Here is a 14659-nt window from a genome sequence, read left to right on the forward strand (position 1 = left end):
GACCCACCCGATCGCCAAGGAGTCCGCAATGAACCGGATCCGAGCTGGCGCCGTCGCCCTCGCCGCTGCGGCTGTCATGTTCGTCCTCTATCCCGCCCTGCGCCCCTGGCACGACGAGTCCACCGCGACCGGAGCCCTCGCCTCGCTGTCCGCCAGCACCTGGGTGCCCTCGCACACCTTCGCCATGATCGGTTTCATCCTGGTGCCGCTCGGCCTGCTGGCCCTCGCCCAGGCCATCGCCGGCACCGGGTCGGACCGCACCACCATGACCGCCTTCGTCACCAGCACGATCGGCGCCGGTCTGGTGCTGCCGTACTACGGCGCCGAGGCGTTCGGCCTGCACGCGATCGCCCGCCAGGCCGCCGCCAACCCACAGCTCGATCTGCTCGCCCTGGCCGACCAGGTGCGGTACGACCCGATCGCGGTCTCCACCTTCGGAATCGGCCTGCTGATGCTCGGCGCCGGTGCCGCGCTCGCCGCGGTGGCGATCTGGCGCGGCAATCTGCTGCCCCGACTCAGCGGGGTGCCGTTCGCCCTCGGGTTCCTGCTCTTCCTGCCCCAGTTCTTCACCCCGGCGGTGGTCCGGATCTCCCACGGGGTACTGCTCGGCGCCGGGCTGCTCTGGCTCGCCACAGCGCTCTGGCGAACCGCAGTTTCGGCCGGCCCAGCCCAGCGAACCGACCTCGGCCACTGATCGACCGCCTCGGAGCGGAGCACCCTGGCGCGCACCGAGCTGACGATCCGCCCGCTGACGCCCGCTCATGCCGACACCACCACCCGTAGCCCTGCGGCCCCCGGCCGGCCGGCCCCGGTCGACCGGGGGATGATCCGGGTCAGTTCGGCATCAGGCAGCCAGACCTTGACCTCCTTGGGCCGGGCGGCGGCACCCCGGCCCCGGGCCGAGATGGTCACCTCGCGGCGGCGCAACCGGCCCCGGCCCGGCCCGAGCCCGTCCCACACCCCGCGGACCACCTGGAGCATCACGTCCGCCCCGTCCCACCGGCCGTACGGCACGAGCACGCAGCCGCGCTGCCGGGCGCGGGCGGCCAGCCGACTGGCGACCGAGGCGGAGACAGTGGCCGGCACGGCGGCGACCACCACGTCGACCCCGTCGATGAGCGCGGCGACGACGGTGGGCCAGTCGGGTCCGGGCTGCGGCACCAACGCGAGCCGGTCCAGGGCGATGCCGGCCTCGGCCGCCGCACCGGCCCCGAAGGTGGGCAGCCCCACCACGGCACACCAGGAACCGGCCTGGGACGCCTCGGCGAGCAGGGCGAACAGCAGTGACGTGGTGCCACTGGACCGGAGCTGCCCGGCACCTACCGCGATGGTGCTGCCCCGCCGCAGCCCACGGCCGGGCAGCAGCCCGGTCAGCTCGGAACGGACCGGCAGCACCCGATGCCCGCCCGCCGGATCGGGTGCGCTGGCCGGGCGGACCAACCCGGCCAACGCGGCGGAACCGACCACCATGCGGCCCGCCATCGGACCTACCCCCTGTCGTGTCGCCACCGGCCCCGGCCGGTGGATGGTGATCTTCGTGGTGCCGCAGGAAATGTGGTGCGGAAAGAGATGTCGTGCCGGGCGGCGTCCGGCCCCCGGGTCCCGCCGTGACACCGGACGCCGCGGCTCAGGCGACGAGACCGTCGATGGCCGGCTGATGTGTCAGGCCGAGTGCCGTCTCCACCACCGCCACGAACTCCTCGGCGGCGCGGAGCAGGTCGTCGGCCTCCCGGGCGGTGACCACCCGGGGGATGCCGGCCTCGGCGGCGGCGCGCTTGCCGGCACCGAGGGCGAAGTAGGTGGCCCACTCGTCCAGCTCGGGGGCGACGGTGGCGAGCAGGACCCAGACGCTTGTGACGCGGTTACGTCGGGTCGGCGCGGGGCGGGCGCGGGCCGCGAGCACCGCGGCGGCGGCGCGCAGCGCCGCGAGGTGGGCGGCGGCGTACCGCAGGCCGTCGGGGCCGGTCCGGGCGGCCTCGGCGAGACCGTGCCGAGCCACCGTGAGCAGTTGGGCGGGAGTGCGGTGCGGCAGCACGTGCGCGGGCACCGTCGGTGCGGGGGCCGGACTGGTCGGCATGGGTCTCCTCCAGGTGGGCCGGTGCGGGTGGATCGCGCGGTGCAGGACTGCTCCGGCGCGCGAGGCACCCGTGACGGGCGGTGCGGAGGAAGACGCACCAGGTGGGTGGCCGGCCGGGTGCGGAGCTTCCCCACACCACACCCGGCCGGCGTACCGGCGGGTCCGTCGCCCGCCGCCCGGGGGTCGTGGGCGGCGGGCGACGGTCCTGCCTGACGGGTCCCGGACTCGCGACTGCCCGGCGCCCGGTGCGGTCCGCGGTACCGCACCTGTCGGGAGCCGGTGCCGCGAAACACCGCCCCCGAGGAGGTTGGAACGAACGTTCGAGGCAATCGAACACTCGTTCTAACTGCTGCTGACAGTACACCCTGCCGCCGGCGAAAACGCAACGTGTGGCGCGCCGACACCACTGCGGTGTCCGGCCCGCTCACGACACCCGTGGCCGGCTGCGCCGATCACCCGCGTACCGGGAAGAATGACGCCATGCAGTCACACCCCAACGTACGAGCGGTGCAGGACGCGCTCGCCGACGTGGACGCCCGGGACGGTGCCGGCGGCCCCGCCACGGTCCGCCTGCTGCCCGACGCGGTGCACACCGCCGCGGCCGCCGCCGAGGCGCTCGGCGTCGACGTCGGCGCCATCGCCAACTCGCTCATCTTCGACGCCGACGGGACGCCGTTGCTGGTGCTCACCTCCGGCGCGCACCGGGTGGACACCGCCGGCCTGGCCGCCCGGATCGGGGTCACCCGGCTGCGCCGCGCCACCCCGCAGTTCGTCAAGGAACACACCGGGCAGGTGATCGGCGGGGTCGCCCCGGTGGGTCACCCGCACCCCCTGCGCACGCTCGTGGACACCGCCCTGGACAAGTACGACGAGATCTGGGCCGCCGGCGGCGTGCCGCAGGCGGTCTTCCCCAGCACGTACGCCGAGTTGCTGCGGGTCACCGGCGGCACCCCGACCGACGTGGCGTGAACGAGCTGGAGAACGTCCCGGAGCTGGTCACCCTGCACGTGTGGCGGGTGCCCCGCAGCGCGCTGCCCCGGGTGCTGCTCCGGATGGCCCGCGACCCGCGCCGGCTGCGCGCCCTGCCCGGCGTACGGTTCGGCAAGCTGCTCGGCACCGGGACCGGCACCGGTTTCGGGCCGAACGACGCCGACCCGACCCGTTGGGCGGCGCTGACGGTGTGGGAGTCCCCGGCCGCGGCGACCCGGTTCGCCGGCTCGCCCGTGGACCGGGCCTGGTCCGGCATCGCCACCGCCGGGGTACGGCTCGACCTGCGGCCACTGACCAGCCGGGGTGAGTGGTCCGGCCGGCGACCGTTCGGCGAGCCCACCGGAGGGCGGGTCACCGGTCCGGTGCTGGCGCTGACCCGGGCCCGGCTGCGGCCGACCCGGGCACTCACCTTCTGGCGGGCGGTCCCGCCGGTCGCCGCCGCCCTGCGCACCGCGCCCGGACTGCTGGCCCGCTTCGGCGTCGGCGAGGCGCCGCTGGGCTGGCAGGGCACGGTGAGCGTGTGGCGTGACCCGGCGGACCTGGTGGCGTTCGCGTACCGTCACCCGGAGCACCGGGCCGCGATCACCCGGACGGACACCGAGCGGTGGTACGCGGAGGAACTCTTCGCCCGCTTCGAGGTGCGTGACGTGATCGGTGACCGGTCGGTACTGGGATGGGCCGCCGACGGCGACCCGGCGAAGGGTGAGCGGGCATGAGACTGGTGCGGTGGACGCCGGACGACCTGCTGCGGCGGCTGAACGACGTGGTGGCCGTCTACGGCGAGGCCATGGGCTACCGGCTCGACCTGCTCGAGGCGCGTCGCGGCTACATCGCCACCCATGTCCGCCGGCCCGGTTTTCGCGCCGTCGCCAGCCTGACCAGCGAGGGTCACCTGGCCGGCTTCGGCTACGGCTACCTCGGCGGGCCCGGCCAGTGGTGGCACGACCAGGTTGCCCGGGCGCTCGACCCGGCCGCCCGGCAACGCTGGCTGACCGACTGTTTCGAAGTGGTCGAGCTGCACGTACGACCCCCGGCACAGGGGCACGGCCTGGGTGCCGGGCAACTACGCGCCCTGCTCACCATGGCCGAGGGCAGGACCGTGCTGCTCTCCACCCCCGAGGCCGACGAGGCCACCTCCCGCGCCTGGCGGCTCTACCGCCGGTTCGGCTTCGTCGACGTCCTGCGGGACTTCCGCTTCCCCGGTGACGAGCGCCCGTTCGGGGTGCTCGGCCGGGACCTGCCCCTGCCCGCCCCCGAGCACGTCGACCGGTCATGACCAGGCTGGCTCGCGGCTACGCCTGGACGCTGCTGGCCCTGCTGGTGCTGGCCCAGATCGGCTATCCGCTGACCGCCGGGACGACCCGGGCCCGGTTGACCGTGGCCACCGTCGTGCTCGGCTACCTGCTCTCCGTCGGCCACGCGCTGCTGAGCCGGGGTACGCGTACGGCGTTGGCGCTTGTCGCGCTGGCCACCGGCGGCGGGTTAGCCATCGAGGCGCTCGGGGTGGCCACCGGCTTCCCGTTCGGCAGCTACGACTACTCCGGGCAACTCGGCCCGAAGCTGGCCGGGGTGCCGCTGATCATCCCGCTGGCCTGGACCTGGATGGCCTGGCCGGCGTGGCTGGTGGCGACCCGACTGGTCAAGCGGTGGCCGGGACGGATCGCGCTGGCCACCCTCGGGCTGGCCACCTGGGATCTCTTCCTCGACCCGCAGATGGTGGCCGAGGGCCACTGGGTGTGGCGGGACGCCGAACCGGCACTGCCCGGCCTGCCCGGCATCCCGGTCAGCAACTACCTGGGCTGGCTGCTGTTCGCGGTGCTGGTGATGACCGCGCTGCGTCCGCTCGCCGGGCCCGCCGTGGCCGACACCGACGCCCGCGACCACCCGCTGTACGCGCTCTACCTGTGGACGTACGGCGGCAGCGTGCTGGCCCACGCGGTCTTCCTCGACCTGCCCGCCTCGGCGGTGTGGGGCGCGGCCGGCATGGCGCTGGTCGCCGTGCCGCTGGCGGTCACGCTGCTGCGGGAACGCCGGCACCGCGACCGCGACACCGGGCCGGCTCGGCCCCCGGAGCGCAGCACCGAGGCGGACCGGCCGCCGGCCGACGCCGCCACATGATCGGGTTTTCGCTCACCGCGCTCGGCCTCCTCGTCGTGCTGACCGGGCACACAGTGGTCAACGCCGGCCGGTGGCTGCGCCGACCGACCGACCAGCCGGTGACCCGCACCGAACCGGTGACGGTGCTGCTGCCGCTGCGGGACGAGGCCGCCCGGGTCACCCCGTGCCTGCGGGCGCTGCTCGCCCAGCGGGGCGTGCCCGGACTGCGCATCGTGGTGCTCGACGACGGGTCGACCGACGGCACCGCCGACGTGGTCCGCGCGGTGGCCGCCGGCGACCCCCGGGTCACCCTGCTCACCGGCGTCGCCCCACCGCCGGGTTGGCTGGGCAAGCCGCACGCCTGCTGGCAGCTGGCCACCCGGGTCGGGGCGTCGGCCGACGCGCTGGTGTTCGTCGACGCCGACGTGGTGCTCGCCCCGTACGCGGTGGCGGCGGCGGTCACCGAGCTGCGTGCCGCCGGGGCGACCCTGCTGTCGCCGTACCCCCGGATCGTGGTGCGGACCGCGGCCGACCGGCTGGTCCAGCCGCTGTTGCAGTGGCTGTGGCTGACCTTCCTGCCGCTGCGGGCGATGGAACGCTCGTCCCGGCCGTCGCTGGCCGCGGCCGGCGGGCAGTTCCTGGTCGTGGACCGGGCCGGCTACCTGCGGGCCGGCGGACACGCGGCGGTCGCCGACCGGGTGCTGGAGGACATCGAGCTGGCCCGGGCGGTGAAACGCGCCGGCGGCCGGATCGCCCTCGCCGACGGCTCCCGGCTGGCCACCTGCCGGATGTACGAGAACTGGCCGCAGCTGCGCGACGGCTACACCAAGTCGCTCTGGGCCTCGTTCGGGCACCCGGGCAACGCCGCGCTGGTGGTGGCCCTGCTGCTCGTGCTCTACACCGCACCCCCGCTGGTGGCCGTGGCCGCGCTGCTGGCCGGTGCGCCGGCGCTGGCCGGGATCGCCGGGCTGGCGTACCTCACCGGGGTGGCCGGGCGGGTGATCAGCGCCCGAGCCACCGGCGGGCGGGCCTGGCCCGACGCGCTGGGCCACCCCGTGTCGGTCGCGGTCCTCGGTTGGCTGACCCTACGGTCGTACCATCTGCGCAAGCGGCGGCGCCTGTCCTGGCGCGGCCGTCCGGTCGACTAGGGGGGCGCGGCATGGCGCGGATCGTGGTCATCGGTGCCGGGGTGGGCGGGTTGGCCGCCGCCGCCCGGCTGGCCGTGACCGGACATCAGGTGACCGTGCTGGAACGGGCCGAGACCGTCGGCGGCAAGCTCGGCCGGCACACCCGCGACACCGCCGAGGGGTCGTTCCACTTCGACACCGGCCCCAGCCTGCTCACCCTGCCCCAGGTCTTCCACGACCTGTTCGAGGCGACCGGGGCCAAGCTCGACGAGTACCTCGACCTGGTGCCGCTGGACCCGATCGTGCGGCACGTCTTCCCGGGCGGCGGCCCGGTGCTCGACTCCTGCGCCGATCCGGAGGAGTTCGCCGCCCGCATCGGCACGGCCTTCGGCGACCGCGCCGCCGCCGACTGGCAGCGGCTGTGGCGGCGCGCCGCCCGGGTGTGGCGGGCCAGCGAACACGACATCCTGCGCCGTCGGGTCGACTCGCCCCGCGACCTGGCCCGGCTGGCCTGGCGCCTCGGTGACCTGGCCGCGATCCGGCCCGGGCAGAGCCTGCGCGGGTTGGGCCGGGCCCAGCTCGCCGACCCACGGCTGCGGATGCTGCTGGACCGGTACGCCACCTACACCGGCGCCGACCCGCGCCGGGCGCCGGCCGCGCTGGTCGCGGTCCCCTACGCCGAGCTGGCCTTCGGCGGCTGGTACCTGCGCGGCGGGTTGGGCACGCTCGCCGACGCGCTGCTGTCGCGCTGCCTGGACCTGGGGGTGGTGGTGCGTACCGGCGCCACGGTCACCCGGATCGACGCGGTGGGCGGCCGGGTGCACGGCGTACGCGTCGCCGACCAGCACGCCCCGATCCCCGCCGACGTGGTGGTGGCGAACGTGGACGCGCTCACCCTCTACCGGGACCTGCTGCCCGACCCACGCCGGCTGGCCGGCCTCGCCGACCGCAGCCTGGCCGGCTTCGTGCTGCTGCTCGGCGTACGCGGGGAGAGCGGGCTGGCCCACCACAACGTCTTCTTCCCGCGCGACTACGACGCCGAGTTCGACGCGGTCTTCGGCGACCCGGGTCGCGGGGTGCGGGCCCGGCCGGCCACCGACCCGACGGTCTTCGTCACCGTCGCCGACGACCCGACCGCCCGCCCGAACGGCCACGAGGCGTGGTTCGTGCTGGTCAACGCGGCCCGCCAGGGCACCGCCGCCGGGGCGGTCGACTGGCGGCGGCCGGGGCTGGCGCAGGCGTACGCCGATCGGATCCTCGACGTGCTCGCCGAACGCGGCGTGGACGTACGCGACCGGCTGCTCTTCCGCGACATCCGTACCCCGGCCGACCTGGCCACCGCCACCGGCGCGCCCGGCGGCACCATCTACGGCACCGCCGGTGGCCTGCTCCGCCCCGCCAACCGGGGCCCGGCGCACGGCCTCTGGCTGGTCGGCGGCTCCAGCCATCCGGGCGGCGGCCTGCCGATGGTCACCCTCTCCGCCCACCTCGTCGCCGACGCCATCGGCTGGGTGTAAGCAGGGGGCCCCTGTTAACGCCTGGGGTAGAGGAGGGGCCCCCTGTTAACACCAGCGGAGGGCACTCAAGCGGCGTCGATGAGCGCCCGGCGTACCGCGGAGAGCAGTTGCCCGAGCCCGAAGGCGGCCAGCAACACCCAGACCGCGGTGGCCATGGTGATCGTGCCGGCGGCCAGGTCCAGCTGGACCAGCCCGGTCAGTCCGGCCAGCAGCAGCCCGGCCACCGCCACGCAGACCCGGGTGGGCCGCTCCCCGACGGTGACCGCGCCGATTTCCCGCATCCCGGCGGCGACCGCGCGGGCCCGGACGTACTCGTGCAGCCAGGACAGCGCGCCGGCCGCGGCGACCAGTGCGCCAGGCGCGCCGACCAGCCAGAACGCCACCAGCCAGGCCGCCTCACCGAGCCGGTCGGCAAGCGAGTCGTAGACGTACCCGAGGCGGGTCGTCCGGCCGGTGACCACCGCCACCGCCCCGTCGACACTGTCGGCCACCGAGGCGAGCAGCACGAACGCCGCGGCCAGGAACGGCCCGTCGCCCGGCCGGCCCGCGAGCAGCGGTACGCAGAGACAGAGGAGTACCCCCACCACCGTCACCGCGGTGGGGCCGACCCGCAGCCGGCCCAACAGGAAACCCAGGTGGTAGGAGAAACGCAGCCAGCCTCGTACCACAGGAGTGGCGGCGCGGGGATCGAACCCACCGTGCAGCCGCGCCCACGCCGTGGCGTACTCGTTCCAGTTCAGCTGTCTGCCCACCACAGTTCAACCGGCGCGGTGGGGCCGAGGTGTCGCGATCCGGGGACGACCGTGTCGCGATGTCGCGCCCGGGGAGTCACGTCGCGGCGCTCACCCGGAGGTTCTGCCAGATCTGCCGGGTCGCCGTGGACCGGTTGAAGGTGATGAAGTGGATCCCGGGGACGCCCTCGTCGAGCAGCCGCTGACACATCTCGCTGGTCTGCTCGATGCCGAGTTGGCGGATTGCCTCGGGATCGTCGGCCACCCGCTCGAACCGGGCCGCCAGTGCCGGGGGGAAGGGCGCGCCGGAAAGCTGCACCGCGCGTTCGATCGTGCCGATCCGGGTCACCGGCATCACTCCGGCCAGGATCGGCGTGTCGCAACCGGTCGCGGCGACCCGGTCCCGCAGGCGGAGGTACTCGTCGGCGTCGAAGAACATCTGCGTGATCGCGAACTCCGCACCGGCCCGGCACTTGCGGACGAAATACTCGGTGTCGGTGGCGACGTCCGGCGAGCGCGGGTGGCGGTACGGGAAGGCGGCCACGCCGACACTGAAGTCGCCGGACTGGCGGACCAGCCGGACGAGATCCTCCGCGTAGTGCACGCCCTCGGGGTGCGGCACCCACTCGCCGGTGGGGTCGCCGGGCGGGTCACCGCGGACCGCGAGCACGTTGCGCACCCCGGCTCCGGCCAGCCGCCCGATCACGTGCCGCAGCTCGGCCACGGAGTGGTTGACCGCGGTCAGGTGCGCCATCGGCACCAGGGTGGTCTCGGTGGCGACCCGTTCGGTGACCGCCACGGTGGTGTCCCGGGTCGATCCGCCGGCCCCGTACGTGATCGAGACGAAGGACGGGCGCAGCGGCTCCAACTCGCGGATGGCCTGCCAGAGTTGCCGTTCCCCCTGCTCGGTCTTGGGCGGCATGAACTCGAAGGAGAAGGTCTGCGGAGAGGTGCGAACCAGCTCCCCGATGGCCGGGTGCTGGTTCGGAAGGATCGAGGGAAGACCGAGCGCCACGCCACGACTCTATCGGGTGACACCACTCGTCTCACCAGCTTCCCACGGCGGCGACGTCGGGAAGTGTCGTACGCCGGGATTAGCCTTCGGTGCAGCGCGGGGGGTGGCGGAGGCCACACCGGGGGCACGCGCGGGGGTCAGCACCTCGACAGGTGGCGCACGGCTGCGTCTCGGCAGCCGGTCACCGCCACACCGACCCCTTGGAGGAGCGATGCCGCCGTCCCCGCCCGGTCCACCACTCGGCCCGTCGTCGCCGGAGCCGTCGTCGTTCGGGGAGGTGCTGACCCGGTTCCGACTCGCCCGGGGCTGGAGCCAGTCCCGGCTCGCCGCCGAGCTCTGCGCCGTCGCCGGCGTACCCACCTTGAGTCGGCACGAGATCTCACGGTGGGAGCGGCAGCGGCGGCTGCCCGGCCGCTTCTGGCGCTGCTGGTTGGCGAGGGTCCTCGGGTTACCGGCCGACCTGCCGCCTCCCGCCGCCGGCCGCGACCGCCGGGCCGGGCGCCGCGGCACCCCGACCCGGCCGCCGGCCGCCACCCGACGCCGCGGGCCGTGCGCAGCCGCACCACGACCGGCCGGAACGAGGGCGTCCCGACCCGCCGGAACGCCACCGGCTGCGCACCCCGCAACGCAGGCTTCTCGACGCGCCGGAACCGGAACCACTAGCGTCGAGACGTGACCTACGCTGCTCCGGTATCCCCGGTCGACCGCGCCAGCCTGCGCCGACGGGTCGACCAGGCCCTGACTGACTTCCTCGCCCACCGCCGGGCCTGGATGACCGAGCTCGACGATGCCCTGGTGCCGGTTGCCGAGGCCATCGAGGCGTTCGTGCTGGGCGGAGGAAAACGGTTGCGACCCGCCTTCGCCTACTGGGGTTACCGGGGCGCCGGTGGAGTGGACACCGACGCGGTGGTGAGCGCCCTCGCCTCGCTGGAGTTCGTCCAGGCCAGCGCGCTGATCCACGACGACCTGATGGACCGTTCGGACACCCGCCGCGGCGATCCTGCTGGGCGACCTCTGCCTGGTCTGGTCCGACGAGTTGCTGCACTCGGCCGGGCTCGACCCCCGGGCGGTGGCCCGCGCGCGGCCCGACTTCGACGAGATGCGCACCGAGGTCACCGTCGGGCAGTACCTCGATGTGCTGGCCCAGGCGACCGGGGACACCTCGGTGGAGCGGGCGGGGAAGGTCGCCCGCTACAAGTCGGCGAAATACACGGTGGAGCGTCCGTTGCTGATCGGCGCGGCGCTGGCCGACGCCTCCGCCGAGGTGCGCCTCGCCTACTCGGCGTACGGCTTGCCGCTCGGTGAGGCGTTCCAGTTGCGCGACGACGTGCTGGGGGTGTTCGGCGACCCGGCGCAGACGGGCAAGCCGGCCGGCGACGACCTGCGCGAGGGTAAGCGGACCTACCTGGTGGCGGCGGCGATGGAGGCGACCGACGAGGCCGGCCGGGCGCTGCTGCGCGCCGGTCTGGGCGACGCGGACCTGGACCCGGCCGGGGTGGATCGGCTCCGGGAACTGATCTCCACCACCGGCGCGCTGGCCCGCACGGAGCAGCGGATCGTCACGCTCACCGACGCCGCACTCGCCGCACTGGTCACTGTCGACCTGGAGACCGAAGCCCGCCAGGCCCTGTTCGACCTGGCCATCGCCGCCACCCGCCGCGCCGACTGACCCGCCGGGGCGGTGGGGGGTCAGAAACCGAGGGCCTGGGCGCGGCGCTTGATCTCGCGGGCCTGGTCGCCGGCGAGGGCGGTGGCGGGGGTACGACCGGGCAGGCTGTCATCGGGCTCGTAGAGCCAGCGCAGCGCCGCCTCGTCGTCGTAGCCGGCGTCGGCGAGCAGGGTCAACACGCCGGGCAGGTGCTTGAGCACGGTGTGGTTGGCCACCAGGTCGGCCGGGATCCGGCGGACACCGTCGCGGCGTACCGCGATCAGCTCCCGGTCCCGAATCATCTGGTGGACCTTGCTGATCGGCAGCTCGAGCCGCTCAGCGACATCCGGCAGGGTCAACCAGTCGGCGGGGCCGGCCTCGGGCGCGGCGTTCCCGGCAGGTGCGGAGTCGGTCACCACACCACCCTGCCACGCCACCCCTGCCCGGGGCCAACAGCCTCCCGGTGACCACGTTGAGCAGGGCACACCGGGCGCGTCACGGGCAGGGTGAACCCGCTGGCGGCGATGCGGCGGTAGCATCGGTGTTCAACCTTCGTACCCCTGACACATAGACTCCCTGCCGATGGACACACAGGTCGCCGACACGTTGCCGGGCTCGCTGATCGACGGGCGCTACCGCATCCGCGGTCGCGTGGCTCGTGGCGGCATGGCCACGGTGTACACCGCCACCGACGAGCGGCTCGAACGCACCGTGGCGATCAAGATGATTCACTCGACGCAGGGCACGCCGGGCCGCGCCGGGGCAGCGGGTTTCGTCGACCGGTTCACCGACGAGGCCAAGACGATCGCCCGGCTCACCCACCCCAACGTGGTGGCGGTCTACGACCAGGGCACCCACGCCGGATCGCCGTACCTGGTCATGGAGTACGTGCACGGGCGCACCCTGCGCGAGGTGTTGACCGAGCGACGTCGACTCAACCCGGACGAGGCACTGGCCATCGCCGAGCAGATGCTCGCCGCGATCGCCGCCGCCCACCGGGCCGGACTGGTGCACCGCGACGTCAAGCCGGAGAACGTGCTCGTCGCCGAGGCGCCCAGCGGCGGCCCGGCCAACCTCGTCGACGGCGTGGTCAAGGTCACCGACTTCGGACTGGCCCGGGCCGTCGAGGCCAGCACCGACCACGACAGCGGTAACCAGCTGATGGCCACGGTGGCGTACGTCGCCCCCGAACTGGTCACCGCGGGCCGCGCCGACGCCCGTACCGACGTCTACGCGTCAGGCATCGTCCTGTTCGAGATGCTCACCGGCCGGGTGCCGTACGACGGTGACCGGCCGATCGACATCGCCTGGCAGCACGTCGACCGGGATGTGCCCGCCCCGTCGATGCTGGTGCCCGGCCTGCCTCGGGTGCTCGACGACCTGGTGGCCCGCGCCACCAGGCGGGATCCGGTGGGCCGACCCGCGGACGCCGGGGCGCTGCTGACCGAGGTGCAGGCCGCCCGGGAGAGTCTCGCCGGTACGCACAGCCACACCGCCATGCTGCCGTCCCTGGCTGCCGGGCCGGTGGTGTCCGAGCCGACGATGGTGGTGGCCGCGGTCCGCCCGCCGGAGCGGCCGGCCTGGGCGCGACTGCCGGAGGATGGAGCACCCACCCGGGGCCGACGTCGCGCCGCGCCGGGTCGGGGCGAGGGTGGTCAGGACCTGGCTTCCCGGCTGGCGGGGCTGCGGACCCGGCTGCTGGGCGAGTCGCAGAACCGCCTCGGTGTCGCCGCCGTGGTGGTGGTGCTCGGTGTGGTGGCCGCCCTTGGCGGCTGGTGGTACGGCGTGGGCCGGTACACCGACGCGCCACAGCTGGTGAGCATGAGCAAGGCGCAGGCGGAGCAGGCGGCCTCCCAGGGCGGCTTCACCCTGCGCTACGCCGACCCGCGCTACGACGAGCAGGTGCCGCGCGACGGTGTGCTCTCCCAGGACCCGGCGTCGTCCGCCCGGATCGTGCGGGGCGGCACCATCACCCTGACCCTCTCCCTCGGTCCGGAGAAGTTCCCCCTGCCGGACGTGGTGGGCAAGGAGTTCGAGCTGGCCGAGGCGGATCTGGTCAGCGCCGAGCTCAAGGTCGTCAAGGGCACCGCCCGCTTCGACGACGGCCTGCCCGAGGGTGTGGTGGTGGCCACCAAACCCGAGGCGGGCAAGGAGGTCAAGCCGGGTCAGGAGATCACCGTCATCCTCAGCAAGGGTCGGGCACCGATCACCGTGCCGAACCTGGTCGGCAAGAACCTCAACGAGGCCCGCGCCCAGATCTCGCAACTCGGTCTGGTGCTCGTGGAACCGAACTACAAGGAGTCCGACAAGCCCCGCGACGAGGTGCTCGGGCAAAGCCCGGCCGATGGCAGCGGAGTGGAGCGGGGTGCCCAGATCCGGCTGGAGGTCAGCGAGGGTCCGCCTCTGGTGACCGTGCCCCGGGTCATCGACCTGCCATGTCAGCAGGCCAAGCAGACGTTGGAGAGCCAGGGCTTCCAGGTGACCGTGCAGTTCAACCCGAACGCGGTCGCCCGGTTCCAGAACCCGCCGGAGAACGCCCAGTTGGCACCGGGCAGCCAGATCACCATCGGATGCTTCTGATGCCCGACGCAACTCCCGGCCACCGGCCGGTCGGTTCGCACACGCCCACCTCCGGCGGGTTGGCCAAGGCGGCACTGCCGTACCTCGACGCCACCGGCTCCCAGGTGGCCCAGGTCTACGTCGGCAACTCCCGCGGCTGGGCCACACCGGCGGGCAACCCGGCTCAGGACGCGCTGTTCCGCGACGGCTGCGCCGAGCGGGACGTAGCTGTCTACATCCACGCGTCGCTGCTGGTCAACCTGGGTTCGCCGACCGCCGCCACGGTCGAGAATTCGGTGCGGACGCTCGACCACGCGCTGCGCCGTGGGGCCGAGATCGGTGCCCGCGCGGTGGTCTTCCACGCCGGCAGCGCGGTGGACGCCGGGCACGCCGAAACGGCCATGCGGCAGGTACGCGAGTCGCTGTTGCCGCTGCTGGACTCGGCCGCCGCCACCGGCGGACCGATGCTGCTCGTCGAACCGAGCGCGGGCGGCGGCCGGTCACTGGCCTGCCGGGTGGAGCAGCTGGGGCCGTACCTCGACGCGGTGGATCGCCACCCCTGGCTCGGTGTCTGCTTCGACACCTGCCATGCCTGGGCGGCCGGGCACGACCTGGCTGCCGAGGGCGGCATGACCGAGACGCTGGACACCCTGGTGGCCACCGTCGGCGCGGATCGGCTGCGGCTGGTGCACGCCAACGACTCGAAGGACCTGTGCGGCTCCACCCGCGACCGGCACGAGAACATCGGCAAGGGCATGATCGGTGAGCCGGCCTTCGCCGAGCTGATGCGCCATCCCGCCACCGCCGGCGTACCCGTCCTGGTGGAGACCCCCACCGAGCGTCACGAGGGCCACGCCACCGACATCACCACCCTCCGCCGCCTAACCACCCCCTAACA

14 protein-coding genes and 1 pseudogene are annotated in these 14659 nt (G+C 74.1%); 10 read left to right on the plus strand and 5 right to left on the minus strand.

Annotated features, from left to right (window positions below; genetic code table 11):
• Positions 1-694, plus strand: a 694-nt coding sequence (locus C1I93_RS20430) for a hypothetical protein (protein WP_111244910.1), incomplete at its 5' end; no start/stop codon positions are given.
• 65 nt (positions 695-759) lie between these two features.
• Here the strand turns inward: C1I93_RS20430 and imuA' are convergent.
• Positions 760-1482 carry a DnaE2-dependent mutagenesis accessory factor ImuA' gene (gene imuA', locus C1I93_RS20435; protein ID WP_111244911.1) on the minus strand — a complete coding sequence of 241 codons (723 nt, stop codon included), beginning with the start codon at positions 1480-1482 and terminating at the stop codon, positions 760-762.
• A gap of 145 nt (positions 1483-1627) precedes the next feature.
• Positions 1628-2077 carry an SAV_6107 family HEPN domain-containing protein gene (locus tag C1I93_RS20440; RefSeq protein ID WP_111244912.1) on the minus strand — a complete coding sequence of 150 codons (450 nt, stop codon included), beginning with the start codon at positions 2075-2077 and terminating at the stop codon, positions 1628-1630.
• A gap of 480 nt (positions 2078-2557) precedes the next feature.
• Here C1I93_RS20440 and C1I93_RS20445 point away from each other — a divergent pair, with 480 nt between their 5' ends.
• From C1I93_RS20445 to C1I93_RS20470, 6 genes are read left to right on the plus strand one after another with little or no spacing between them, the layout of a single operon-like run.
• Complete coding sequence (locus tag C1I93_RS20445; protein ID WP_111244923.1) at positions 2558-3046, plus strand: YbaK/EbsC family protein; 489 nt, start codon at positions 2558-2560, stop codon at positions 3044-3046.
• On the plus strand, positions 3043-3783 hold the full coding sequence (locus C1I93_RS20450) for a monooxygenase (RefSeq protein WP_111244913.1): 741 nt from the start codon (positions 3043-3045) through the stop codon (positions 3781-3783). Before C1I93_RS20445 ends, C1I93_RS20450 begins: the two co-directional genes overlap by 4 nt.
• Entirely contained in the window at positions 3780-4343 is a 564-nt protein-coding gene (locus tag C1I93_RS20455) for a GNAT family N-acetyltransferase (protein ID WP_111244914.1), read from the plus strand. The genes C1I93_RS20450 and C1I93_RS20455 overlap by 4 nt, the downstream gene beginning before the upstream one ends.
• Positions 4340-5185 carry a carotenoid biosynthesis protein gene (locus C1I93_RS20460; protein ID WP_111244915.1) on the plus strand — a complete coding sequence of 282 codons (846 nt, stop codon included), beginning with the start codon at positions 4340-4342 and terminating at the stop codon, positions 5183-5185. Before C1I93_RS20455 ends, C1I93_RS20460 begins: the two co-directional genes overlap by 4 nt.
• Positions 5182-6312, plus strand: a complete 1131-nt coding sequence (locus C1I93_RS20465) for a glycosyltransferase family 2 protein (protein ID WP_111244916.1) — start codon at positions 5182-5184, stop codon at positions 6310-6312. The genes C1I93_RS20460 and C1I93_RS20465 overlap by 4 nt, the downstream gene beginning before the upstream one ends.
• Before the next feature lie 11 nt (positions 6313-6323).
• Positions 6324-7808, plus strand: coding sequence for a phytoene desaturase family protein (locus tag C1I93_RS20470; protein WP_111244917.1), 1485 nt, complete (start codon positions 6324-6326; stop codon positions 7806-7808).
• Between the two features lie 65 nt (positions 7809-7873).
• On the opposite strand, the gene C1I93_RS20475 is transcribed toward C1I93_RS20470, so the two are convergent.
• Together C1I93_RS20475 and metF are read right to left on the minus strand one after the other, a co-directional pair.
• The gene (locus C1I93_RS20475) at positions 7874-8563 is read right to left on the minus strand and encodes a CDP-alcohol phosphatidyltransferase family protein (protein ID WP_111244918.1); all 690 of its coding nucleotides are present in this window, start codon (positions 8561-8563) and stop codon (positions 7874-7876) included.
• A gap of 73 nt (positions 8564-8636) precedes the next feature.
• On the minus strand, positions 8637-9554 hold the full coding sequence (gene metF / locus C1I93_RS20480; protein WP_111244919.1) for a methylenetetrahydrofolate reductase [NAD(P)H]: 918 nt from the start codon (positions 9552-9554) through the stop codon (positions 8637-8639).
• Between the two features lie 672 nt (positions 9555-10226).
• Here metF and C1I93_RS20490 point away from each other — a divergent pair.
• Positions 10227-11223: pseudogene (locus C1I93_RS20490) on the plus strand (polyprenyl synthetase family protein).
• A 20-nt stretch (positions 11224-11243) separates the two neighbouring features.
• Here C1I93_RS20490 and C1I93_RS20495 read toward each other — a convergent pair.
• Positions 11244-11618: an Rv2175c family DNA-binding protein gene (locus C1I93_RS20495; protein ID WP_111244924.1), complete on the minus strand. Its 375-nt coding sequence runs from the start codon at positions 11616-11618 to the stop codon at positions 11244-11246.
• Positions 11619-11784: 166 nt separating this feature from the next.
• Between C1I93_RS20495 and pknB the strand changes: the two genes are divergently transcribed.
• Together pknB and C1I93_RS20505 are read left to right on the plus strand one after the other, a co-directional pair.
• Positions 11785-13782: a Stk1 family PASTA domain-containing Ser/Thr kinase gene (pknB, locus tag C1I93_RS20500; protein ID WP_111244921.1), complete on the plus strand. Its 1998-nt coding sequence runs from the start codon at positions 11785-11787 to the stop codon at positions 13780-13782.
• Positions 13782-14657 carry a deoxyribonuclease IV gene (locus C1I93_RS20505; RefSeq protein ID WP_111244922.1) on the plus strand — a complete coding sequence of 292 codons (876 nt, stop codon included), beginning with the start codon at positions 13782-13784 and terminating at the stop codon, positions 14655-14657. Before pknB ends, C1I93_RS20505 begins: the two co-directional genes overlap by 1 nt.
• The last annotated feature ends 2 nt before the right edge of the window (positions 14658-14659 follow it).

It is taken from the genome of Micromonospora endophytica, from assembly GCF_003236305.1.
In the GTDB taxonomy this organism is placed as follows: domain Bacteria; phylum Actinomycetota; class Actinomycetes; order Mycobacteriales; family Micromonosporaceae; genus Micromonospora; species Micromonospora endophytica.